Origin of the sequence: Photobacterium sp. SP02 (assembly GCF_038519165.1) — a bacterium.
Classification (GTDB): Bacteria; Pseudomonadota; Gammaproteobacteria; order Enterobacterales; family Vibrionaceae; genus Photobacterium; species Photobacterium halotolerans.
The window spans coordinates 1-24,179 of sequence record NZ_JASJOJ010000061.1 but is presented as its reverse complement, the minus strand read 5'-3'; the positions used below and the strand labels follow the sequence as shown (position 1 = coordinate 24,179).

Below are 24,179 nucleotides of genomic sequence, written 5' to 3'. Positions count from 1 at the left end.
GCCTGAGCGGCTGCAGCTTAGCTGGCCCAGTTGAAACTCAGCCACGCGCCACCGTCTTCCATAGGACGATCAACGGCTATTGATTGGTCTGAAGGAACTAAAGGAAGACAAACACCCCCACTCTCGCAGTCGGAATATGAGCGCATCATCAGCGCATGCTTAAACGAGCAAGACAAGAACTTTTGGCAATTAGCTGTTTACACAGGCATGAGGCATGGCGAGTTGCTGGCACTTGCCTGGGAAGACGTAGACCTGAAAGCTGGCGTTATTCACGTTCGCCGAAATCTGACACTTGAGGGCCGGTTCAAATTACCGAAAACAGTATCAGGTGAACGCACAATCAACCTGTTAGCGCCAGCAGTCGAAGCGCTGAAAAGGCAACAGGCATTGACCCTGATGTATCCATCAATAGAAATTGATGTATTACAGCGGGAACATGGTAAAATCATCCGCTTTTTTATACGCCCTGTATTTTCACCGCGAGTCACGGCGACAAGAGAGACGAAGGCATACTACTTCCATACCAGTATCCACGATAAATGGACTGGCGTGTGCAGGCGCTCAAAAGTACCGTATCGCAAACCGTATCAAACACGCCATACTTATGCGTGCTGGATGCTATCTGCAGGGGCAAATCCGACATTTATTGCTAAGCAAATGGGGCATTCTAGTGCTAAGGAAATTTATCAAACATATGGCGATTGGGTGAGTGACCACACTGCTGATCAGCTGCAGCTGCTGAACAACACTTACGGCAAGAATGCCCCCTATATGCCCCCAAACAAGAAAGAGCAACAGTAAGCGCATGAATTTAAAGAAGATTAACGAGTATCCGAAATACTGGGCCGAGTGCTATGGAACAGCGCCGTTTCTGCCGACTACGCGTGAAGAAATGGACGCGTTAGGCTGGGATAGCTGTGACATTATCATTGTGACCGGTGATGCGTATGTCGATCACCCGAGCTTTGGCATGGCGGTGATCGGTCGGGTACTGGAAGCTCAGGGGTTCCGTGTCGGGATTATCGCTCAACCCGAGTGGAACAATAAAGATGCCTTTATGGCGCTGGGTCAGCCGAACCTGTATTTCGGGATTACGGCCGGTAATATGGACTCGATGATCAACCGTTATACAGCGGATCGCAAGCTGCGCCATGATGATGCCTATACCCCGGACAATGTAGGCGGCAAGCGTCCTGACCGCGCCGTGCTGGTGTATTCGCAGCGTTGCCGTGAAGCCTATAAAGACACCCCGATTGTGCTGGGTGGCATTGAAGCCAGCCTGCGCCGTCTGGCGCATTATGATTACTGGTCTGATAAAGTGCGCCGTTCCGTGCTGTTTGATGCCAAAGCAGACATTCTGCTGTTCGGTAACGCCGAGCGGGCACTGGTAGAAGTGTCGCACCGCATTGCCAGCGGCGAAGACATCAGCACCATGACAGATATCGCGGGTACGGCGGTGATCCTGAAAGAAGCACCTGCCCATTATAAAATTATCGATTCCACCCGCATCGATAAGCCGGGCAAATCTATGGTGATGCCTAATCCGTACGCTACGGAAGAAGTCTGCGAAACCAATAAGTCCAAAGCCGAGGCTGAACCAGTAAAAGCCCAGACGGTGCAGATTCAGCCTTCCCGTCACGACGCCTTTACCAGCGCCGTGCGTTTGCCTTCTTTTGAGAAACTGCGCAACGACCGCATTTTGTACGCCCATGCCAGCCGTGTGATGCACCTGGAAGCGAACCCTTATTCTGCCCGCGCACTGATTCAGCTGCACGGCGACCGTGAATTATGGGTCAATAAGCCGCCTATCCCGCTCACAACAGAAGAAATGGATTTTGTGTTTGGCCTGTCGTACGCGCGGGTGCCGCATCCTTCCTACGGTAAAGCCAAGATCCCGGCTTATGACATGATCAAGACCAGTGTCAACATCATGCGTGGCTGTTTCGGTGGCTGTTCTTTCTGCTCGATTACCGAGCACGAAGGCCGGATTATTCAGAACCGCTCGCACGAGTCGATTTTGCAGGAACTGGAAGATATCCGCGACAAAGTACCCGGCTTTACCGGCACCATTTCCGATTTGGGCGGCCCGACAGCGAACATGTACCGTCTGGGATGTTCTGATCCGCGTGCCGAGAAAAACTGCCGTCGTCCGTCGTGCATCTTCCCGAAAATCTGTGAAAAGCTGGATACCGACCACAAACACACCATAGATCTGTACCGCAAAGCCCGCGAAGTAAAAGGCATCAAGAAAGTGATGATCGCCTCGGGTGTGCGTTACGATCTGGCAATTGAGTCGCCGGAGTACATTAAAGAGCTGGTGACCCACCATGTCGGTGGTTATCTGAAAATCGCGCCGGAGCATACCGAGAAAGGCACGCTGGATTTGATGATGAAACCGGGCATGGGCACCTATGACCGCTTCAAAGAGCTGTTTGAAAAATACAGCGCCGAAGCCGGCAAGAAACAGTATCTGATCCCGTATTTCATTTCAGCCCATCCGGGTTCAACTGATGACGACATGCTGCATCTGGCCTTATGGCTCAAGAAAAATGATTACCAGTGCGATCAGGTACAGAACTTCTACCCGTCGCCTATGTGTAATGCCACGGCCATGTATCACTCAGAAACGAACCCGCTGAAACGTGTTAAGTACAAGCAGCGGGAAGATCTGTTTGTGGCCAAAGGTGAGCGTCAGCGCCGTCTGCATAAAGCCTTGCTGCGTTACCATGATCCGGCTAACTGGCCGCTGATCCGTGAAGCCTTGATCAGCATGGGTAAAAAACACCTGATCGGCGACCGTGCCGACTGTCTGGTGCCCGCTGAAGGCAGCGACGCAGCCCTGACACCGGCAACCCGTCGCGGGTCAAGCCGTCACGGTGCCAAGCGGTTCGCGACTAAGCACCCGAATCAGCCGGATATCCGTAAAGACGGAACGACACAACGCAAGGGTTCGGGTAAACCGAAAACTCAGGCTGGCAGCAGTGCTCAGGGTAACGGCAAGCCACAAGGCGCTGGCAAACGCCCGTCCGCACCGGGTAAACCGCAGTCTCGCGGCAAGCCGTCCGCCAAACGTGGCGCACGGGCCTGATACCGAGCCCAGCCGCTGTAAATAAAGATAAAAAAAGGCAAGAGCGATGCTCTTGCCTTTTTCATTTCAGGGGGAAATAGATGTCATTTAATGCTAGGCGACGACTTTCTCTGCCGTCACAGCTGCCGATCTTTCACTCATGAAGCTCTCATGCAGCGCACAAATTGCGCCGTGATAATCGCTGTCCTTCACCACGAACTGCACATCAACGTTACGCAGGGAAGCGTGAGCAGCTTTCGGACTGATATCTTTATCCAGCAGGGTCAATACACCCTGACTCATGGTCTTATTGGTATCGATAGCCGAACCAATAACCGAAATCAGCGCCACCATTTTTCCGGTGATCTTCGCCTTCGGATAACGCTTCTCTGCTTTGGCCAGCACCTTGTTCTGGCTCGATGTACTGCCGTCCAGATAGTAAGTCACAGAGTTGGCGTTCATCTCTTTACTGATCAGCTGGACGTTCTCTTCGCGGATGATTTCCATCAGCTCATAGCTGACGTCTTCCACCTGGCCGACCATCGCCTGGTCAAACAAATGCAGTGCAAAGACCTTATCCCGGCCGGCAATAATCTCGGCTTTACCGGTATTAGGCTGGTAATGCTGAGAAATTAAGGTGCCCGGATGTTCTGGTTCAAAGGTATTTTTCACCGCCAGCTCAATGCCGGCACGACGAAGTCCTGAAGCGGCGTTGGGGTGAATCGCTTCCATACCCAGGTTGGCCAGCTGGTCAGCAACGTCATAGTTACTTTTTCCAATCGGGCGGACATGTTCAGGACCAACGATACGCGGGTCGGCGCTGCTCAGGTGATACTCTTTGTGGATCACCGCGCGGCTTGCCTTGCTCAATACCGCCAGACGACTGAATGTCATCTCACTGTAACCGCGATCATAAGTCTTCATCAGACCTTCATCACAGTAAACATAGCCGGTAACGATAGGCAGTTCTTTGCTCAGATCGATATCTTTAATGGCATCGAGAATCACCGCATCCAGATCGCCCTGGACATTGTTCTCAGCGCCCCAGCCCGACAAATCAACAAAGCGAGAGTTAATACCCACGTTATTCAGCATCAGCGTGGTATTAAAGGCAGAATGCGCTTCACCAATGGAAGACAGAAACTCGCGGATTTGCGGCAGATAACTGGTCAGAGAAAACTGTCCGTACTGACAGGTTTCCAGAATATTCTCGATACAGGTAATAGCGTTAGCAATACGCTCTTTGACAAAATTATCGGCACGGTTACGACAGAACAACTCAGGAAACATAGTGTCGTTAATCAGCAGCATACGCTGCTCCAGTGCTTTCAATTTCTCGCGCCACACATCATTGCGTTCTGCAATGTAGCGGAAGATGCCCGGTTCACCGGTTCGCTTGCATTCCAACAGTGCGTCAGTGATACCGCCATAGGCCGAAACAACAAACATACGTTGATAAGGATTGTCTGGATAGAGCAGGATATTGTCCATTACCGCATCGAACGCAGACATGGAAGTACCGCCAATCTTTTCAACGGTATGAGTCATGGTAACTCCTTTTATTTTCATCAGCTAAGCGAGAGCGCTTAGCCTGATGGTTTTGAAAGGCGGTTTGCACCGCCTTCCGGTAACCCTCAGGTTGATATCGCAAGGAGGGTTAATCACTTGCGTCAATACAGCTGTGATTATTCTGCTGCTGGGTAAACACCGTCTTTGTCGTGGACTTCCATGCCCGTCAGTGGCGGGTTGAACACACAAGCCATCACCATATCGACACCTTTGTTGGCACGCAGCTGATGTTCATCATGCTTGTCCAGTACATACAGGGTGCCTGGCTTGATCTCGTAAGTCTTGCCATCGGCAGTGGTCTGGATTTCCCCTTCACCCGACACGCAATACACAGATTCCAGATGGTTCTTGTAATGAATGTGTGTATCGGTATTGGCAAAGATAGTGGTGATGTGGAACGAAAAGCCCATGTTATCATCACGCAGCAACATGCGGACACTTTCCCAGTTACCGTTTTCAGCCACTACCCGGCGTTCACTGTTCTGGCACTCTTCAAGGGTGCGTACAATCATTCTTATTCTCCTTAAGACGCTTTCTTCATGCTGGATTTTGCAAACTCGGCCACCGCTTTTTCAAAGATGTGCAGGCCTTTTTCCAGTTCCGCTTCACTGATAGTCAGTGGGCAGAAGAACTTCAGCACTTCATCATTCGGACCGGCGGTTTCGATAATCATGCCGTTAGCAAAGCACAGCTTACCGATTGCACCCGCAAATTCACCATCGTGACAGGCAATACCCTGCATCAGACCGCGACCTTTGATTTTTTCAAATACCGCCGGGTACTGCTTGAGTACTTTTTGTAATGTTACGTTCAGCTGGGCAGCGCGTGCATTGATGTGCTGCTCAAACTCGTCGTTGTGCCAGTAGGCTTCAATAGCAACAGCGGCTGTCACGAACGCGTGGTTGTTACCACGGAACGTACCGTTGTGCTCGCCCGGCAACCACTTGTCCAGTTCAGGCTTCAGCAGTACCACTGCCATTGGCAGACCGTAACCACCGATAGATTTAGACAGGGTCACCATATCCGGTTTGATACCGGACGGCTCAAAGCTGAAGAAAGTACCGGTACGGCCACAACCTGCCTGAATGTCGTCGACAATCAGCAGAATGTCGTGACGTTTACAGATAGCGCTCAGGCGCTGTAACCATTCGTCGGAAGCTACGTTCAGACCACCCTCACCTTGTACGGTTTCGAGGATGACAGCAGCCGGTTTATCCAGGCCGCTGGAGTTATCAGTCAGCATAGCTTCAAACAGTGCCAGACCGTCCAGGTCAGCATAACCTTCGTATGGCAGGCGGGTGACACCGCTCAGTGCCATACCTGCACCACCACGGTGATGCTGGTTACCGGTAGCCGCCAGTGCACCGTAAGACACACCGTGGAAGCCGTTCGTGAAGGCAACGATGTTCTGGCGTCCTTTTACTTTACGCGCCAGTTTCAGTGCCGCTTCAACGGCGTTAGTACCGGTTGGGCCAGTAAACTGTACTTTGTAGTCCAGACCGCGAGGGGTCAGGATGTAATTCTTCAGGTTTTCAAGAAATGTCGCTTTTGCTTCGGAATGCATATCCAAACCGTGCGTCAGGCCATCTTGATCGATGTAATCCATCAGTGCTTTTTTCAGCACCGGGTTATTATGGCCATAGTTCAACGCACCAGCGCCTGCCAGGAAATCCAGGTAACGCTCACCTTCGCTGGTGTTCAACCAGCAACCCTTTGCGGATGAGAACACCACCGGGAAGTTTTTGGCGTAACATTGAACATTTGATTCCTGCGCATTAAAGATATTCATGACTTATCCTGTTTTGTCGTGATTTATTGTTTAAGTGGAATGCGATAGAGATATTCCGAGTCGTGTTCACCGTCGAAATGCTTCTCTTCGTCAAGGAACAGCGAGACTTCACCTAAGTTACCGTTCGCCTGATCCACCTTCTTAAACAACGCCCAAGAGGCTTTATTGAGGCGGGTGATGGTTGTTTCGATGCAGCGAATATCGCTGAGATCATCACGCGCCAGCAGTTGTTGAATCATCTTGAAAGCGAGCCCTTTACCACGCGCCTTCTCGCCGACAGCAACCTGCCATATAAACAGAGTGTTTTCCTTTTCAGGGACTCTGTAAGCCGAGACAAACCCTGCCATCTCACCGTCTGATTCAGCAACAATACATGTGTCTTTGAAGTGAGTGGTCTGCAGGAAATTGCAGTAAGAGGAGTTGGTGTCTAATGGGGGACAAGATTCGATCAGTGAATGCACTCGATTACCATCTGTTCGTTCCGGTTTTCGAAAAACAAACTCTTCCTGAGTCTTAGTCGATGCTTCTGGGGCTAATGCCCATGGTGCCATTGTAATCATTGGTCGCCACATTGTTTAGTGCTCTAATGAATTCAAAAACAATTATAGGGACTCGAATGATAAGATCAACCCCAATATTTTTAGCAAAATACTGATATAAACAGTAAGTAATTGATCTATATCTAGTTAATAGTGAAAAATGATTACAAAGCTAATAATTACAGAACTAATCATATTGCTGTCATTAAAGCGACATCAAGCCGCGATAAGTGAGATCTTCTGGCCAGAAATGCGCAAATCAGTGGTGGGGAAAGAAGAGAATGACGTTGCAAGCCGCTGTCGCCGGACTCAGTGACTTGACGTAGAGAAGGAAGAAAAAATGAAGAGTCCGTTAATTGCCAGACATTACCTGGCCAGTTCTGCTGCCATAAAAACCGCAATAGCAATGACAGCACAGATCAGCATGCCAATGTACAGCTTTTTCTGATTTCGCTCGTCCAAAAATCGAGCCATGACTACCGCTGCTGCAATCAGCAGGATTATCACTACAAATTTAAGCATGCCTCCCCCTGTGGATGTCTGTTAATCGCCTGATTGCTATATCAAGGATATGTCCGTCTCTGAAATTCACTGCCAACTCTTCAACTTAGCACCAATTACAGAATCAGGCTGTTACCGCTGCCGTTTCTGTACCAATTGAACACATTTCTGCGCTGAGTACCTGGTTCTTACCCTGCGATTTCGCCTGGTACAGCGCCCTGTCTGCAGACGAGATGGTCGACTCCATGCCCTTGCGCAAAGGAGCAACACCAATGCTGACGGTAATGGCACAGGATGTGCCTTCATTAACCTCAATACGGCTGGCTTCTACCTTTGCCCGGAAATCATCCAATGTCTTGAGGGCGGTTTCTGCGTCTGGTGCTTCCATTAACACCGCAAACTCTTCCCCGCCATAGCGACACAATACAGCTTGTGCCGGAAAGCTGTGCTTCATCTGGCTCGCAATGTTCAGAATCACTTCGTCGCCAAGCAAATGGCCGTAGGTATCATTAACCGACTTAAAGTCGTCTACATCAATCATGGCCAGAAAGTAGCCAGTGGTACTGTCCGCCAGTTTCTGATCCATATGCTGACGGAGACTGTTCTTATTTTTCAGCCCTGTCATCTGATCTTCGCTGCGGATGTGCTGAGTCAAAAGTATCTGATTCAGTGCACTGAGCGTGTAGTTGGCAATCATTTTGGCAAAGAATGGATAAGCCACACCAGGCTGGCATATATACAGTACACCGATCAACTGACTGGCCGTGCGCTGATTTCCCTCCAGCCTGGCGCTGTTGACTAAAGGCAGCCGTATACAGGGCTCGCTGGGCGCAATACGGCGGACAATATCATCCTGTTCGGGCTTGCAAAACCGGCCCAGCTGCTGACAACCGGCAATACGGCACAGTAAATCTGCCGGCACATTGGCCCGTAAGTTGTGATAGGTCTCTTCCAGCACCCCTTCATTGGCATTCATCACGAAAAGATAGACCCTGCTACTGCCCATTGTATCGTTTAATAACGCAGACAACTGCTCGTGCAGCTCATCGAATTCCTGCGCTTCAATTAGCTGGCCACCCACCTGATGAACGCGGGTATGCAGGTAACCTGCCAGTAAAATAAAAAATACGACAACCAGCAAAGTGCCGCCCACAGCGCCCATTTTCAAGGCATTGGACGCAATTTCACTATTATTGGTACCAGACAGTAACACCCAGTTAAAACGGTTATTGGTATCGTAAACACTGAATTTATACTGATTATCGTATTGATAAGAAGAAATGCTACCGTTACCGTCGCCGGCCATGATTGTTGTCAGCAATTCAGGGTCTATACTGACAGAATCTACGCCCAGCCGCGTTTTGTCGGGGTGAATAACAACCCTTTTGGTGTTCGGCTCAACCGCGTACACATAGCCGTTCTTCATCGTTTTCAGCCCGGAAAGATCATCCGACATCGCGCCGGCATCAAACTCAATCATAATCCGGACGTTATTTTTCCCGGGTATCGCCAGTTTTGAGACCAAGGCAACACACCACTTTTTGGTGCTGTTACTGTGATAAAAATCCGACAGATAGATATCACCGGATTGTTGCTCGTCAGAATACCAGGGCCGGTGCTTTACCCGCTCGTCAATCCCCGACAAACGAAATCCGTCGGTACCGTAATAATCTGAGTCGACCAGTAAACCGATTTCCAGAAATTTATTCTGGTTGTTAACCAAATAGTTAGCCGCATCAAGAAATGCAGGTATATTTTCTGCCCCTTTCAGGATCTCAGATAATAAAAATAATTGATTCGTTGCCGCAATGTAATTCTGGTCTAAGTATTTTTTCGCCACATTCAAATTAGCCCGCGCCTGTGAGTAGGCACTGTCCCGGATGGAACGATAATCTGAGTACCCTAAATACACCAGTGCTGACACCAGCAGAACGAGCAATGGCAGAACCATTTTAATCAAATACTTAGGTTTAAATTCCATTTAAAATATCTATTAAATAAAACATCGGTCAAAATCTGAAAGTTCGTGATTATATCTTAATCGCCGGATACCTGTCGCAACCTAATTGTCAGATAGCAGTATGCCGTAACATTTTACGATCGTTTCATTGCAATGAAGGAGTCACCGATACGACACCCGAATGTCATATTAGAAAATTAGTCTTATTTCTGACACTGATACCTTGATATAAGGGTTGAATCGACTATGGGAAAACACACCTACCGTACACTCTGGTTATCCGACATACACTTAGGGAACAGGGATTGTAAAGTCGACTATCTGTTGGATTTTTTATCCCGCTATCAGGCCGACACCCTGATACTGGTTGGTGACATCGTTGACCTCTGGTCGCTGAAATCGCGGTTTCACTGGCCGGAAAGCCACACCAAAGCTGTCCGCCTGTTACTGGAGCGAGCCGATCAGGGATGCCGGATCATCTATATTCCGGGCAACCACGACGAAGCCATCCGCAAATTTATTCAGTTTAATCTCGGCAATGTTGAACTGGCACACAACTACATCCACACCAGCGCAAACGGCAACCGCATTCTGGCTCTTCATGGCGATGAATTCGACAGCATGGTTTGCCACAGCAAACTGACCTCCTTACTGGGCGATGCCGGGTACGATTTCCTTTTATTCTTAAATCGCTGGTTAAACAGCTACCGCCGCTTAACCCGGCAGCCATACTGGTCTCTGGCCAGTTACCTCAAGAGCAAAGTCGAAAAAGCCAACCTGGCGATAGCCAGATTTCGCCATGCCGCTGTCACTATGGCCAGGCATAAAGATGTCGATGCCATTGTCTGCGGCCACATACACCATCCGGAAATTACCGAACAGGATGGCATCGTATACCTGAATGACGGGGACTGGATTGAAAACTGCACCTTTCTGGCCGAGCACCATGACGGCGTGATCGAACTGATTCAATGGACGGAACAGGCCAAATGCCTCGACAGCACGGAACGGTTTAAGATCAATCCTCAGATCACCAGCCTGTTTGACAAAGAGAAAGCGAAAGAGAAACAAAAAGAGAAGCAGAAAGAAAAAGTGGCCTGAAAAAACGGCGGAGGCCTGAACGCTCCGCCGTCACTGTGCTGATTGCAGACAGCCTGCTATCAGGCTGTACTCACCAAACGTAATAGCACCTGAACCGGGTGCTTCATCTTAATGTGCTCAAAACGCTTTACCTGGCTCCGGCACGAATAGCCCGTTGCCATACAGCGGTCGCCATCCAACTGCGCCAGATTCGGCTGCCAGCTGAGATTGAACACCCCTTTGGAGGTCTCCAGCTTATCTTTCTCGTGACCAAAAGTCCCCGCCATACCACAACAGCCAACAGAAACGGCTTTCATACTGGCACCGAAATGACGGAAGATTGCCGCCCACTCTTTCTCAGCATTGGGCATCTTGGTTTTCTCGGTACAGTGGGCGAACAAGTACCACTCACTGTCAGTACGGGGGGCCAACGCGGCTCTTTCACTCAGTAATGGCGTCAACCATTCATGGGCTGTCATCACTTTGAAATCACCGCGCTTATCACCCAGCATTTCATTGTATTCATCGCGATAACAAAGCACCAAGGCCGGATCGACACCGACCATAGGCATGCCCAGCTTATCCAGCTGATTGAGGAAGTCGGCGGTGTTTTTCGCTGTTTTGGCAAACTGACGCAGGAAACCTTTAACATGCTGCGCCTTGCCGTTGGGTTTAAACGGCACCAGCATAGGTTTCTTACCGAGCTTTTCAATCAGATGGACAAAGTCGCGCACCACTTCCGCATCGTAGTAGCTGGTGAACGGGTCCTGAACAATCAGCACATACTGCTGCCGCTCTTCTTGAGACAAAGCCTGCAGCCACTGCAGATCAAACCGGGTTGCATGGCTGCCCGCCAGTCCCTGCATCAGCGTCGGCACCGACAATTCAGGCATATCCACATAGCCGAGCACTTTCGCCGTCAGGGATTTTGACCAGCCGGGCCGCATTACGGCATTGACCAGTGACGGGGCTTTGGCCATCACCGGCAGATAGCTTTCTACATAGCCAACCAGATAGTCTTTGGCAGGACGCTGATAACGGCTGTAGTACATGTTAATGAAACGCGAGCGGAAACTCGGCACATCCACTTTGATCGGGCACTGACTGGCACAGGCTTTACACGCCAGACAGCCGTTCATGGCTTCCATCACTTCGTGCGAATAATCGTACGCTTTACGCTGAGATCCGAAGGTATTGCGGAAGCGATCTATGATTTGCTTCACCGTCGGCGACTTTTCCATCAAGTCCTGCTCCAGCCTGACCGGATCCACACCCTGATCAGCCAGCAAGCGCAGCCATTCGCGAACCAGTCCGGCCCGCCCTTTCGGCGAGTGACGGCGGTCAGCGCTGACCTTCATCGACGGGCACATCGGGGAGCTGGTGTCGTAATTAAAACACAAGCCGTTGCCGTTACATTCCATCGCCTGTTTGAAGCTGTCTCTGACTTTGACCGGGATCTGGCGGTCAAAATAACCACGCTTTACGCCATCCACTTTCACCAGTTCGGCATCGCTCTCTAATGGCGTGCAGATCTTACCCGGGTTCAGTCTGTTGTGCGGGTCAAAGGCTGCTTTTATGCGGCGCAGTTCGGTAAACAGCTCTTCACCGAAAAACTCAGGTCCGTATTCCGAACGGTAGCCTTTACCGTGCTCACCCCACATCAGACCGCCGTATTTGGCGACCAGCGCCACCACCTGATCGGAGATTTCCTTCATCATTTTTTCTTGCGCCGGATCGCACATGTCCAGCGCAGGACGCACATGCAAGACACCGGCATCGACATGACCGAACATGCCGTAATGCAGCTGTTTCTCATCCAGCAACTGGCGGAACTCCACAATGAAATCAGCCAGGTTTTCCGGTGGTACACAGGTATCTTCGGCAAAAGGAATCGGTTTCTGCCAGCCTTTGGCAGCCCCTAACAGACCCACGGCTTTTTTGCGCATGTTGTAGATCTTGTTGATGCTGTCCAGATCCTCACAGACCTGAAAACCGATAATCCCCTGCTGACCAATTAAATTTTCCAGGCGCTCGCTCAGCTGTTGCACCTGCTGTTTAATCAACTCAACATCATTGCCGGCAAACTCAACAATATTGATACCCTGCATGTCCTTACCCGGCACATCGGTGATCAAATCGCTGACGGTGTGCCAGACAATATCCTGGCGGGCGAGATTGAGGACTTTTGAGTCCACGGTTTCGACGGACAGTGCCTGGGCTTCCACCATCACAGGTGCATTACGCAGCGCCGCATCAAAGCTGTCGTACTTAATGTTCACCAGTGCCCGGGCTTTAGGGATAGGGGTGATATTGAGTCTGGCTTCGGCAATAAAGGCCAGCGAGCCCTCGGCGCCACACAGCAGACGCGCCGGGTCGAAATGCGTCAGTGCGTCGTTGAACACATTTTTCAGATCGTAACCGGTCAGAAAACGGTTCAGCGGCGGGAATTTATCCAGAATTTGCTGACGCTTTTCACGGCACACTTTCGCCGCCACACTGATGGCGTCAGCGACCTGGCCTTTTTGTTGCGCGATCCGGGCCAGCCCGTCTTGCGTCAAAGGTTCGGTATCCAGCACTGAGCCATCCACCAGTACCGCTTTCAGTGCCAGTACGTGATCTGAGGTTTTACCGTACTGCAGCGATCCCTGACCGGACGCATCCGTATTGACCATGCCGCCAATAGTCGCCCGGTTACTGGTGGACAAATCGGGGGAGAAAAAGAAACCATGCGGGCGCAGTGCGTCATTGAGCTGGTCTTTCACCACCCCGGTCTGCACTCTGACCCAGCCTTCCTGCGGGTTGATCTCAAGAATCTGGTTCATGTGACGCGAAAGGTCAACGACGATACCCGGTGTCAGCGACTGACCGTTGGTGCCGGTGCCGCCTCCGCGTGGAGAAAAACTGACCTGCTGAAAAGCAGGCTGCTGGCCCACTTTTCCGACCAGCACCAAATCATCCACAGATTTAGGAAAGACGACAGCCTGAGGTAATTGCTGATAAATACTATTATCGGTTGCGACAGCCAGACGGCTGGCATAGGTGCGTTCAACATCGCCGGAAAATCCTGCATTTTCCAGCGCATCCAGATACGACAGTACGATGTCATCGATACTGTTCTCAAACGTCAGTGCGGGTAACATTGCTCTCCTTGTCCAGTATTCAGCGATCCTGCTTTCACTGGCTCCATATTAATCCAGACTATTATGCCTGTTTGATATAATCGTTTGCGCTCACTTTACCGCACTCAAGTCATGAAACAAAGTGTCAGGCACAGCTTACTGACAGGTTTCTGTTTGCTTTACCCGCAAGCTTGCCGGAGCAGCGTCATTAAGCCGTTTCCGGCTCAGCCAATAACTTCAGCATCAATGACGAACCCGCCACCAGCCAGACCGCCAGCAAAAACGCCCCGACTGCCCGCATCCCCAGAATAATCAGGCTGACAGTGGAGAAACTGGTGATCACGGCAGAAAAGTAAGCAATCGCACCCGACCCTGCCAACAGCACCAGAGCCACCACAATATGCCGATGCACAGACAGAGTCAGGCTTGCTTTAGGTAAGGCATCCAGACTGAGAAACACCCCCAGCGAGATGGCAAACAGATAGGTATGTGCAGGCAGCAAGGTGAAACCGGCGGCGACACCGGTGAGAACAGTCATCCCCAGCCAGACCGCCTTTCCCCGTATGGCGGTCGGGGTGATCAGCCGGGAGAGCAGGATCAGCAGCAGAATGCCGATGACGATTGCCGCTACTGTATCTGAAATAAAATGCACGCCAAACCAAACACGGGCCAGCGCCTGACCCAGGATCAGAACGGTAACCATCAACAAACCCGCCCCGGCGCGCAGCCATGATTTTCCTGCGCACAGTTTGATCCAGAACATTCCCCAGATCACAGTGGCTAACAAGGTATGCCCGCTCGGAAAACTGAATCCGTAGGCATTGCCGTTCTGCAGTGCCGGCACCAGATAAAATGGACGCGGCAGATAGAAAATTTGTTTCAGACAGGTTGAAACCAGAATGGTCATCACAGTGGCGGCAAGCAACGGCAACATTGCAGCCGGCCCGAATAAGGAAGCAATCACAGCAATAAGCAAGAACACAAACCAGTATTCGCCGGAAAGATTCAGCAGCCACATCAGGCTGTCCAGCACAGCTGTCGCGGCATCCGGCAGCTCGTTACCCCAGTCCTTAACGGCCTTGATCACCACCAGTTCTGCCTGATGAAAAGCACTTGCCCTATCACTGATATCGGTATAGAAAACCACCTCACTCTCTGGCGTTTCCATCATCCACTGATATAAGAAGGCAGTATCTTCGGGGTAGCGATACTCAGCGGGCGCTAAAGACAGCGGTGATATCAGGTACACAGCTTTCACTTCCCGGCTGAAATCTGCCGCTTGCCAGGCTGCAATCTGCTGGCGCTGATCGCTTTGATCTTGTTCTTGCTCAGCAACCAGAATCGGTTGTGTCGCCACGCAAGCATATATCGCCGCTCTGTCCCTGAACTGCAAAAGCTTAACCACGTCGACATCTAATCCGGTTTCTTCCAGCGCCTCTCTTCTGGCCGCCTCACTGGCAGTATCCTGGCTGTCAATATAGCCGCCCGGAATGGATAACTTCTGAGTAATGACCTCAGACACCATGACCATCTGCTTGCCATGCCGGATAACACAGGCCGCCCCAACAAGACTGGCAGGCTGTTCGTCATGCGGTTCAACAGAAACAACGCGCTGATTGTTCACTTCTTCGGCATGCACATTCCACGAAAGGGAAGCAAAAAGAGAAATGAACACGGTAAAAGCGAGCATGATAAAAGCAGACGAAAAAAGAGCACGCAGTCTGATCACTGAAAACCTTTCATTTTTAAACTATTACCTGTGGCAAGTTCATCAATACGGAGTATATGCGACCATTAAAATGCCATAAATGATCATGTTATGTTAATTTCATTTTATTGTTTCTGGTATCAGAGCTTTATCGCAACGTGAGAAATTTCCACAATACAGCGCATCCAATAAGCGATTAAGACAATGATGACTCAAAATACACCACCTGTGCTGGCGCCGGATTATTACCGCCACAACTTTGATCTCCTGCTGCGCAGTGTCCGGCAGCAATATCATGACTTATTGAGCCATAGCGAGCACTGGTGGCTGAATACTTACTTCCGGCTTACGCCTGATGCCAAACAGTTGTATATCCGAATGCTGTCACGCAAGGGCAGATATTTTCGCGTCAGCAAACTCCGCTACCCTGAAATCCGGGATACAGAAAACGCCATTGAGGAGCTTCTGAGCAACAAATTTCTTACCTGCAATCAAGCAAACTGGCCGGCGGATGAGATCTTGGATGTATTCACCAAACCGGAACTGCTTAAGATCTTCAGCGAGACACTCTCCCCTGAAGTGCACACCAATGGCCAAGCGTTAAAGCAGGCCAGAAAAGCGGAGCTCACTGCAGCCATACTTGCCACGTCACCGGCCATATCGGTATTCAACGAATCCATCGTCCATGTTGAACATCAGGCGCATCTGACGACCTTCTTACTGTTGTTTTTCGGCAACCAGTATCAGGATTTAAGCCAGTTTGTGCTGACTGATTTAGGCCTGCATATCTTTGAAAACTATCAGATCGACGCGACAACCCGCCTGTTTCAGCAGCGACAGCACATACTGGAATGGCTGTCCCTTGAAGCCTTAGCGGCCGAATACGAACCGCTTTCACTCTGCAAAGAGGCCCAGGCAGTGCGGCAGTTCGCCAGGCGTCTGCCCGGCCCCTGCACATGGCCGCCGCTGGAGCGGCGACGGCAACGATTATTCAACCGGGTTGCCCGGGATCTTGAGCGCCTGGGCGAATATGATCTGGCGCTGTTTCTGTTTAATCGCAGTGCGCTGCCGCCCAGCCGTGAACGCCGGGTGCGGATACTGGAAAAACTGCAGCGCCATCCAACCGCTCTGGCCCTCTGCCAGCAGATGCTGTCAGCGCCCTTTAATGAAGAAGAAGCCGAAGTCGGACAACGCCTGGCGCATAAGCTCAGCCGTACCCTGAACCTGCCGGTGGCACAGGCGGCCAAAGACACTTTTACGCTGGAGACACTCACACTGGCGGTCAGTGAAGAGCGTGTCGAGTTAGCCGTTGCTAACCATTACCGGCAAGCAGGATGGCGTGTTCACTACACCGAAAATGCCCTGATATGCGGGTTGTTTGGCCTGGCATTCTGGGACATTATTTTTGCCCCTGTTACCGGGGCCTTTCTCAACCCCTTCCAGCGGGCGCCCCGCGATATGTACCACAGTGAATTTTCAGAGCGCCGACGAGACATGCTCACAGCCCGGCTCAATGCTATCCGCACCGAAAGCTGGAACCTCTGGCTGGCGGTTTATCAGCAAAAGCAAGGGATCACTAACGACTGGGTGAACTGGACCATTCTGACGCCTGCGCTGGTTGAGGAGACTGTGTCTTGCTTAAGCGGCGAGCTACTGTATGCCATGCTGTCGCGCCTGCTGTTCGATCCTCGCCATAATCGCAGCGGCCAGCCTGACTTGGTGATGTTCAAAAGCGGGAAGATTCAGTGGGTCGAAGTGAAAGGGCCGGGTGATAGCCTGCAGGCCAATCAGAAGCGCTGGCTGCGGCTGTTTCAGCAACTGGGACTGGATGCCAGAGTGAGCCATGTTGTCTGGCAAATGTGAACTGAATCAAGGATGGTAAAAATGACGTCAATTTTTAGAAAACAAAAGGGTTCAAATAGTCGTTTACTGAGAGTATAAGCTAAGCTCTAATCACAAGAAGTACAGAAAAGTGGGTGGCGATCATGCAAGCGACGAGAACAATCAATAAAGTCCGCTACGGTCGGAAATCCGGGCCCATGACTGCTTACATTTACCGCGATAATCTTGCTGAACTTAACCCTTTTGTGCTCTGGGATCATTTTGACGCCAATGGCATCAAACAGGAAACCGCGCTCGACTATCACGGCCATTCCGGCATTGAAGCGTTCAGCTACCCGGTAACGGGCACCCTGCATCATATCGACTCCTGCGGCTGCACAGTGACAATGCAAACGGGCGATCTTCAGATCATGACATCCGGCAACGGTGTGGTTCACAAAGATACCATGCAACCTCTCGGCGGCCGTGCTGAATCCTTCGCGCTCTGGACTGCCTTACCGGCCGGGGAGCAGGAAATGGCCGATGCCTCGAGCCAGTATGTTTGCACCCAGAACCTGCCACTGGTAGAAGAAACGGATGCAACAACCAAGGTGCTGATCGGTCAGTACAAAGAGGCCATCAGCCCCATAGCGTCCAGCATACCTGTGACTTACCTGGATATTATGATTTCGCCTTACGGCGGCTGGTACTGGGAGCCGGATGAAGAGCTGGTCGCCGGTTTTGTCTATCTGCGTTCAGGATCGGTATACATAGGCGCAAACCAGCTTTATCCGCAGCAAATGGGGATACTGAAACCGTCCGCTTTACCCATACATATCAAAACCAGCCAGAAAGGGGCCCGCTTATTTCTGGTGTTAGGCCAGCCGCTCAAACAACCTTTGCTCAGCTCCGGGGCTTCGGTGCATTCCAACCAGGAAAATATGCATCTGGCCTGTGACAACATCACCAAACTGATGGGCGGCAAAGTCGGTTCTGAAATCAGTTCCTGAGCAGGTCATCAGTGTTAGCTGCCCGCGCAGCTGATACAGCCCGCCCCTTTTCTTTGAGTCTTTGACCAAGAGTCAGGTGTTGCTAACTGCGCGTTGTTATCTAAGTGTTTCTGTGGCCTATCTTGCAGGTTCCGTTTGAATGGAACCACACGGCCTGGGTTTTCTTTCTGGCAATCAGTAAGGGGCCGTCATCAAAAAACAGGAAGTTTTTCCAGTTACGCTTAAACACCCCCCAGCTCGTCTCAATCAGGTTATATTTTTCATAACAAAAATAGACGGGGGTATTGTCTTCCCAGTCAAGGAAGTCTGCTAACGCCTCAGGTAATGCCGGTTCATCGTCATCCCACGCGGCTTGCCACTCGACTGTCTCTGTCCAGTTTTTATCCTCGCCGGCCCAGTCACCCTTGCCGAAGTGATCCGAATCCGGGCTCTGGCTGCTGATGTGCTCGCGCCATAACGTGGCCGATCTGGCCTGGGACAAAGGCTTAATCTGTACCAGATCCTCAGCCGGGACCGGCATAGAAGCATGAGTGAAAATCCATTTACGGGTATAAGTGTTGATGTCGATGTAATGCATTATCTGATTCAGAATAAAGTGAGACCGGGAAATGTACCGCAGATAAGGCTTTGATGCCAGAACCAGGCTAGCAATGAGAAATATATCGGTAAACACCGCCGGGTCGCTTCCGGAGCCGACAAGGGTCAGATCCCAGCAGGCCTGACCCGGTCACGTCACTCACTCATTCCGGTTACTTAGCATTCCAGAAATTGCTGACCCAGCCACCCGCCTGATCATCATAGTGGTTACCACTGAACAGGTGCGTCTCTTCGCTATGGGAATCCGCCGACCTGGATTCCAGTAACTGGTGAATATGGTTTGCCATTGGATCACTGCTGCCTTCAAGCTGCTTTCTTATCGCGACCTCCTTAATTATTTGCAGCCGATAGACACCATTTGCCTTTTTCATCCTGTCCTCCTGCTCATGGATTGAACCTTAACAATGCTCACTTTTCCAAGCTATGTACCTCAAGGGCCCATAAAACATAGGTTCCCATCCTAAAAGCGTCAAATTTCCGACATGAGGATGTCACATTGGTTTGCTAGCACAGGTGAAATGACTTACCAGAAATCAAGCAATTATGCCGCCGTACCGGCTGTTATCTTGCCGGCTACACGTAACATTTACGCTAAACCACTGAATTTACTGACTGAGAAATGACATAAAAACTTCATAAATCAGATATGCTGCGAAGACACTTTATCAGGCATGCTTTACCGGAAAACCAGTCACTTACCGTGCACCGGTAGCCGTCACCGCCGCAACCGGCTAAAAATAAGTGTCTCATCTATGGATTGCTTGCACAGTTCAATTAACATAACCAGACATATTGGTTACGCTTAAATAGGCCTTATTATCGGGCTAGGTACCACTGGGGAGGTTTCGTGAAAAGACTTACTCTGTCTGCATTGCTGCCGCTTTGCCTGGCATCTTCTAACCTTATGGCTTCCCCACCCGTTGAGTGGCATCAGTGCGTGAAAACGCTGACCTACGATCTCTTCTACGGTAGCCATAAAATCGGCTATTTCGAGCGCAAGTTAAGCTGGCAAGACAATCAACGCGTTGATATCCAGTCCACCAGCCGTCTGTCGGCCATAGTGGCAAAAACCCATTATCAGCAGCAAACCCGTGTAGTCTGGTCAGACGTTAAAAACTCGTTTCTCACACAATCTTTTCATAGGAATATCAAAGGATTACTTGATGGCGAGACACGTGGCAGCTTCAATCAGGACGGCACCCGCTCAGACATTATCACTGATGGTGAGAAACTCAGCTTTAACAGTAATGACCTGCCGTTGCTGGATATAGAAGCGGTTGCCAGCCAGATGCGGCTGAACCTGATTCAGGGGAAACAGACCTTTGATTTCAAGATGCAGGAGTCAGACGAGGTGAATCACTACTTTTTCAGAGTCGCAGGTAAAGAAAAACTGCAAACCAATTACGGTAATGTCGAGACCATACGGGTTGAGCAAATCAAAAAGCCCGACCGGGAAGTCAAATTCTGGTTCTCACCCGAGCTTGACTATCAACTGGTTCGCGGCACTTATAAGCGCAAAATTCTCGATTTAAAAGCCGTACTGCGCACGAAACGGGAAGTCTGTCCGCAAAGCTATTTCAGTAATAATCTTGATGAGATGACAGTCAACACCGCCACTGGTCAGCAATAGCCGCGTGCCACGGCTATTTCTGACACGCTTTACCGCCAATCATTTTAAAGGCAGGCGTGCCTCGTATCAGGGTATCGCGGGCAAACACTTGCTCACAATTCGGGCACTGGCAGGGTAAAAGCGTAAAATCTTTCACGATTCTTTCTTTGAAACACTTCACCAGTGCCCCCTTTCCCCCTTTACGGTACTTAAACAAACGCGTGCGGCACTGGCTGCAGACAATATCAACTGTGGTGTCGGGCCCTTTCTTACTGGGTTTAGCCATGAATCCGCGCCGGAGAGATCAAACGGTCAATCACAGGAATATGCACATCTTCCACCCCGGCCAGATTGCCGTATTTCGGTGACCCGCGGTCATTTTCCAGCGGATGATGCCAGCCGAACGTGGTTTCAACAAACGTCTTTGCAAACGCATCGGAAATGCTCAGGCACCCCGCCAGCACTGTGTCCACGTAGGTCTGCATAATAGGTTGATTGGCGCAGGGAGGCGCTGGATTGGCTTTCACATACACCCAGACAGGCGCATCAAATTGCAAAATGCCATTGTGAGTGATCAGTGACGGATCCACTTCCACACGAGAATAACCCCGCTCCCGGCGGTCGAAATGCGCCAGTGTGTTATCTTCCACTTTCAGCAGCACGCCGTTACAACGGCCTTCGCCCAGCGACGCAACCAAAGGCGAGATGGCATAACTGCCATCGACTTTGCCCCAATGGCGCTGCAAGCCCTCTACCACAGCCGGGACAGCCTGTCCTGTCTGCCCGGTCAGTTGGCGTGACGCGCGATTGATTAAGCTACCGTAGCCGAAGATAAACATGGTTTCCTCCCTCGAAATTCACCGGATTAACGACCTGGCCGCTCCGGGTTGCCTAATATGGCAACCCGAAAAAGTGTGAGAAGCGCTGCCAGGCTTTTCGCAATGATACCAAATCGCCACGAATAAATCGGATGTCTTTTCCGGGACGTGCCTGAGCCAGACGAGGAAGATCGATTCTGGCAACACAGCCGAGCTTAGGGTAACCGCCTAACGTCTGCCGGTCGTTGAGCAGCACAATCGGCTGACCATTGGCCGGGATCTGCACCGCCCCCAGCGCAATGCCCTCTGAGACAATACCCGGCGGGCCGCCGAGTATGGCATTGCCTTCCAGCCGACATCCCATCCGGTCACTCTCGGGTTTCACGTGATAATGGTTATCGAAAAACTGGTTCCGGGCTTCTGGTGAGAAATAATCCCACTGAGACGAGGCCAGCAAATGAAGTTCAATCTGCTTGTCATAATCGGGAATAAAACGAGGCGGTACATAGCGCGGACTATGGCGCACTAAGCTGGCCTGAATCGGTAGCTTGTCGCCTTTTTGTAGCGGACGCCCTTCCACGCCACCTATCTGATTTCGTACAACGGTTGAGCGGCTGCCGAGCACGCTTGGCGTGTGAATGCCACCTTGAACAGCCAGATACGCACGCAGCCCTGAACGGGCATAGCCAAGCTGCAGCGTTTGCCCTTTTCGCATCATAAAGGTCTTCCAGGTATAAACCGGTTCACCATCCAGACTGGCCTGCATGTCCGCCCCCGTCAGGGCGCATTCAATATCGGCATGGGCTTTAAAGCTGGCCTGACCCAGAGTGATCTCCAGCTGCGCACAATCCATCGGATTACCCAGCAGGTAATTGGCCCAGCAGTATGCATGCATGTCCGCAGCACCTCCCTGGCTCAGGCCATGACTGGCAACGCCCAGACGTCCCGTATCCTGAACCAGTGTCAGCGTACCTGGCCGTATTACTTCCAGTGTGGCCATATTTCACCTCCCAGCGACTTAAAGGTTGAGCGATCCACGGGCTGAAAGCGTACCTGATCGCCAACAGTGAAAGGCGTCATCGGCTCCCGTTCAGGGTTGAATAATGGCTTGGGGCAGTTACCTATGATTTGCCAGCCGCCGGGTGACTGCGCCGGATAGACGGCCGTCTGACGATCGGCTATCCCGACACTGCCCGGCGCAAGGCTTAATCTGGGCTCGGCATGACGGGGCATGGCAATGGCTTCATCAACACTGGCGAGAAACGCAAATCCCGGTGCAAAACCGATGGCACACACGGTATAGGTTTGCTGGCTGTGCCGTGCAATCACCTGCTCCACGCTCAACCCTTTGGCTTCTGCCAGAGCAATGAGATCCGGCCCGACATCGGGATGATAATAAACCGGCAGTTCGATCGCCTTCCCCACAGCCGACACAGGCTTATCCTGCCACTGGCTATGGCAAAGGCTGATTCGCTCCCTGAGCAACCGCTCGCTAATCTGATCCGGGTGAAAATGAATCAGGATAGAGGTGTAAGAAGGCACAATCTCAATCAGCTGGTGCGGAAAATCAGCCTGGATCTGGCTGACCAGCCTTCCTATCAAAGGGGTAAGGCTCAGATCTATCTCATCAGCCAGATGAACCATCAGGCAGGTTTCGGACACTGAATCAAAACGAATCATAATGCCATCGCCTTTCTGATATCAGCGATGGTAGCGATCGATTCCGGGTTGTCCCCGTGTACACAAAGGGTATCGGCATGCAGCGCCAGAATCGTCCCGCTGTGTGTGGTCACTGTGCCAGAAGCCAGCTCCATGGCCTGCTGCTTAATTCTGGCCGGATCATGATGCACGGCCCCCGGCTGACTGCGCGCGACCAGATTGCCTGCCTCATCATATGCCCGGTCGGCAAAGGCTTCGAACAGCAAGGGCACACCGAATGCCTGCGCGGCGGTTTCTGTCTCGCTGTTATCAGCCCTGGCCAGCACCATCAGGCTCAGCGGTGATGGCCGCTGACGGTTCATGGCGGCGAGCGCCTGCAGAATGGCGTTCAGCACCTCAGGTTTGGCCATCATGTCGTGATAAAGCGCGCCGTGCGGTTTGACATAAGACACACTGGTGCCATGCAACTGGCAGACAGCGTCAAGGGCGCCGGTCTGGTAGGCCACCAGATGGGTGATGGCCGCCGGACTGTGCGGAATACTGCGCCGGCCAAAACCCGGCTTATCATCGTAACCCGGGTGCGCACCTACCGCCACCTGATGCGCCACCGCACAGGCCACGGTGTCAGACATAATATCCGGATCAGAAGCGTGGAAGCCGCAGGCAATGTTTGCCATATCCACCCAGGGCATGACCGCCTTGTCATCGCCCATTTGCCAGCTTCCGTAACTTTCACCCATATCACAGTTCAATTTCATGCGAATCCTTAGCACTCGTTCATGTCATCATCCTACCTGATTAAATTATAACGAGTTTGTCAAAGATTCACCGCCATTCACCCATTTGTTCTGTGACCCGGCAACCGATCAGGCACATGACTGACATCTGCGCCTGAACTGACTTCGAACCTGTCCACCATCTGGCGCAACCGGGAAATGGCATTCTGAACCAGCACGGTGCGGCGACTGAGCTGTTGTGATGAGCGGGTCAGCAGCTCAGTAGAATGCTGAGCGGCCTGTGCCGTGTCGTGATGGCGCTCGCTGTTGCCTGCCAGTTGATTGATCACCTCAAACATGGCTTCAACCGCCTGCCGCATCTGCTGGTTGCGCGCTCCGGCATCTATGACGACTGTGCTCTGCTCCACATCCCGGATACCCTGCTCCATCGATTGCACGGCCACAGCCGATTCAAGACGCAGTTTCTCCATTAACGAACCAATATGGTTGGCCGCCTCTGACGTGCGGCTTGCCAACTGGCGCACTTCATCCGCCACCACAGAAAAGTCTGGAGTCCGGCCAGTTATTCGGCGGTTTTCTGGCATTCGGCATCGGGT

22 protein-coding genes are annotated in these 24,179 nt (G+C 51.4%); 6 read left to right on the top strand and 16 right to left on the bottom strand.

Annotated features, from left to right (window positions below; genetic code table 11):
- Positions 1-30 precede the first annotated feature (30 nt).
- Positions 31-801: a site-specific integrase gene (locus P0Y67_RS18980; RefSeq protein WP_248616589.1), complete on the top strand. Its 771-nt coding sequence runs from the start codon at positions 31-33 to the stop codon at positions 799-801.
- A 4-nt stretch (positions 802-805) separates the two neighbouring features.
- Positions 806-3,088: a YgiQ family radical SAM protein gene (locus P0Y67_RS18975; RefSeq protein ID WP_342393147.1), complete on the top strand. Its 2,283-nt coding sequence runs from the start codon at positions 806-808 to the stop codon at positions 3,086-3,088.
- Positions 3,089-3,181: 93 nt separating this feature from the next.
- Here the strand turns inward: P0Y67_RS18975 and P0Y67_RS18970 are convergent, their stop codons facing one another.
- The 6 genes from P0Y67_RS18970 to P0Y67_RS18945 form a co-directional block, all read right to left on the bottom strand.
- Entirely contained in the window at positions 3,182-4,615 is a 1,434-nt protein-coding gene (locus tag P0Y67_RS18970; RefSeq protein WP_342393146.1) for an aspartate kinase, read from the bottom strand.
- Between the two features lie 137 nt (positions 4,616-4,752).
- Entirely contained in the window at positions 4,753-5,148 is a 396-nt protein-coding gene (locus P0Y67_RS18965) for an ectoine synthase (RefSeq protein WP_027252509.1), read from the bottom strand.
- An 11-nt stretch (positions 5,149-5,159) separates the two neighbouring features.
- Positions 5,160-6,425 (bottom strand): diaminobutyrate--2-oxoglutarate transaminase, encoded by a 1,266-nt coding sequence (gene ectB, locus P0Y67_RS18960; RefSeq protein ID WP_342393145.1) that lies wholly within the window; start codon positions 6,423-6,425, stop codon positions 5,160-5,162.
- Positions 6,426-6,448: 23 nt separating this feature from the next.
- The gene (gene ectA, locus P0Y67_RS18955; RefSeq protein WP_342393144.1) at positions 6,449-6,985 is read right to left on the bottom strand and encodes a diaminobutyrate acetyltransferase; all 537 of its coding nucleotides are present in this window, start codon (positions 6,983-6,985) and stop codon (positions 6,449-6,451) included.
- Between the two features lie 345 nt (positions 6,986-7,330).
- The gene (locus P0Y67_RS18950; RefSeq protein ID WP_342393143.1) at positions 7,331-7,486 is read right to left on the bottom strand and encodes a hypothetical protein; all 156 of its coding nucleotides are present in this window, start codon (positions 7,484-7,486) and stop codon (positions 7,331-7,333) included.
- 103 nt (positions 7,487-7,589) lie between these two features.
- Entirely contained in the window at positions 7,590-9,446 is a 1,857-nt protein-coding gene (locus P0Y67_RS18945) for a sensor domain-containing diguanylate cyclase (protein ID WP_342393142.1), read from the bottom strand.
- A gap of 225 nt (positions 9,447-9,671) precedes the next feature.
- Between P0Y67_RS18945 and P0Y67_RS18940 the strand changes: the two genes are divergently transcribed.
- On the top strand, positions 9,672-10,526 hold the full coding sequence (locus P0Y67_RS18940; RefSeq protein WP_342393141.1) for a UDP-2,3-diacylglucosamine diphosphatase: 855 nt from the start codon (positions 9,672-9,674) through the stop codon (positions 10,524-10,526).
- A gap of 59 nt (positions 10,527-10,585) precedes the next feature.
- On the opposite strand, the gene ydiJ is transcribed toward P0Y67_RS18940, so the two are convergent.
- Positions 10,586-13,645, bottom strand: coding sequence for a D-2-hydroxyglutarate dehydrogenase YdiJ (gene ydiJ / locus P0Y67_RS18935; RefSeq protein WP_342393140.1), 3,060 nt, complete (start codon positions 13,643-13,645; stop codon positions 10,586-10,588).
- 187 nt (positions 13,646-13,832) lie between these two features.
- Entirely contained in the window at positions 13,833-15,353 is a 1,521-nt protein-coding gene (locus P0Y67_RS18930) for a bifunctional NUDIX hydrolase/phosphatase PAP2 family protein (protein WP_342393139.1), read from the bottom strand.
- Positions 15,354-15,536: 183 nt separating this feature from the next.
- On the opposite strand from P0Y67_RS18930, the gene P0Y67_RS18925 reads away from it, so the two are divergent.
- Together P0Y67_RS18925 and P0Y67_RS18920 are read left to right on the top strand one after the other, a co-directional pair.
- On the top strand, positions 15,537-17,195 hold the full coding sequence (locus tag P0Y67_RS18925; protein ID WP_342393138.1) for a VRR-NUC domain-containing protein: 1,659 nt from the start codon (positions 15,537-15,539) through the stop codon (positions 17,193-17,195).
- Positions 17,196-17,371: 176 nt separating this feature from the next.
- Positions 17,372-18,163, top strand: a complete 792-nt coding sequence (locus P0Y67_RS18920) for a pirin family protein (RefSeq protein ID WP_342393137.1) — start codon at positions 17,372-17,374, stop codon at positions 18,161-18,163.
- A gap of 100 nt (positions 18,164-18,263) precedes the next feature.
- Here P0Y67_RS18920 and P0Y67_RS18915 read toward each other — a convergent pair whose 3' ends face one another.
- Together P0Y67_RS18915 and P0Y67_RS18910 are read right to left on the bottom strand one after the other, a co-directional pair.
- The gene (locus P0Y67_RS18915; RefSeq protein WP_342393136.1) at positions 18,264-18,740 is read right to left on the bottom strand and encodes a DUF2947 domain-containing protein; all 477 of its coding nucleotides are present in this window, start codon (positions 18,738-18,740) and stop codon (positions 18,264-18,266) included.
- Positions 18,741-18,912: 172 nt separating this feature from the next.
- Positions 18,913-19,131, bottom strand: coding sequence for a hypothetical protein (locus tag P0Y67_RS18910; protein WP_342393135.1), 219 nt, complete (start codon positions 19,129-19,131; stop codon positions 18,913-18,915).
- Positions 19,132-19,607: 476 nt separating this feature from the next.
- Between P0Y67_RS18910 and P0Y67_RS18905 the strand changes: the two genes are divergently transcribed.
- The gene (locus P0Y67_RS18905) at positions 19,608-20,390 is read left to right on the top strand and encodes a DUF3108 domain-containing protein (protein ID WP_342393134.1); all 783 of its coding nucleotides are present in this window, start codon (positions 19,608-19,610) and stop codon (positions 20,388-20,390) included.
- 13 nt (positions 20,391-20,403) lie between these two features.
- Here P0Y67_RS18905 and P0Y67_RS18900 read toward each other — a convergent pair whose 3' ends face one another.
- The 6 genes from P0Y67_RS18900 to P0Y67_RS18875 all read right to left on the bottom strand — a co-directional run.
- The gene (locus P0Y67_RS18900; protein WP_342393133.1) at positions 20,404-20,655 is read right to left on the bottom strand and encodes a hypothetical protein; all 252 of its coding nucleotides are present in this window, start codon (positions 20,653-20,655) and stop codon (positions 20,404-20,406) included.
- Complete coding sequence (locus tag P0Y67_RS18895; protein WP_161443692.1) at positions 20,648-21,208, bottom strand: gamma-glutamylcyclotransferase family protein; 561 nt, start codon at positions 21,206-21,208, stop codon at positions 20,648-20,650. The genes P0Y67_RS18900 and P0Y67_RS18895 overlap by 8 nt, the downstream gene beginning before the upstream one ends.
- 52 nt (positions 21,209-21,260) lie before the next feature.
- A complete protein-coding gene (locus tag P0Y67_RS18890) occupies positions 21,261-22,187 on the bottom strand; it encodes a 5-oxoprolinase subunit C family protein (protein WP_342393132.1) in 927 nt (308 codons plus the stop codon).
- Positions 22,169-22,867 carry a 5-oxoprolinase subunit PxpB gene (gene pxpB / locus P0Y67_RS18885; RefSeq protein WP_342393131.1) on the bottom strand — a complete coding sequence of 233 codons (699 nt, stop codon included), beginning with the start codon at positions 22,865-22,867 and terminating at the stop codon, positions 22,169-22,171. Before pxpB ends, P0Y67_RS18890 begins: the two co-directional genes overlap by 19 nt.
- A complete protein-coding gene (locus P0Y67_RS18880) occupies positions 22,864-23,604 on the bottom strand; it encodes a 5-oxoprolinase subunit PxpA (protein ID WP_342393130.1) in 741 nt (246 codons plus the stop codon). The genes pxpB and P0Y67_RS18880 overlap by 4 nt, the downstream gene beginning before the upstream one ends.
- A 77-nt stretch (positions 23,605-23,681) precedes the next feature.
- Positions 23,682-24,179 (bottom strand): methyl-accepting chemotaxis protein (locus tag P0Y67_RS18875; protein ID WP_342393129.1); only part of this gene is annotated, 498 nt, incomplete at its 5' end.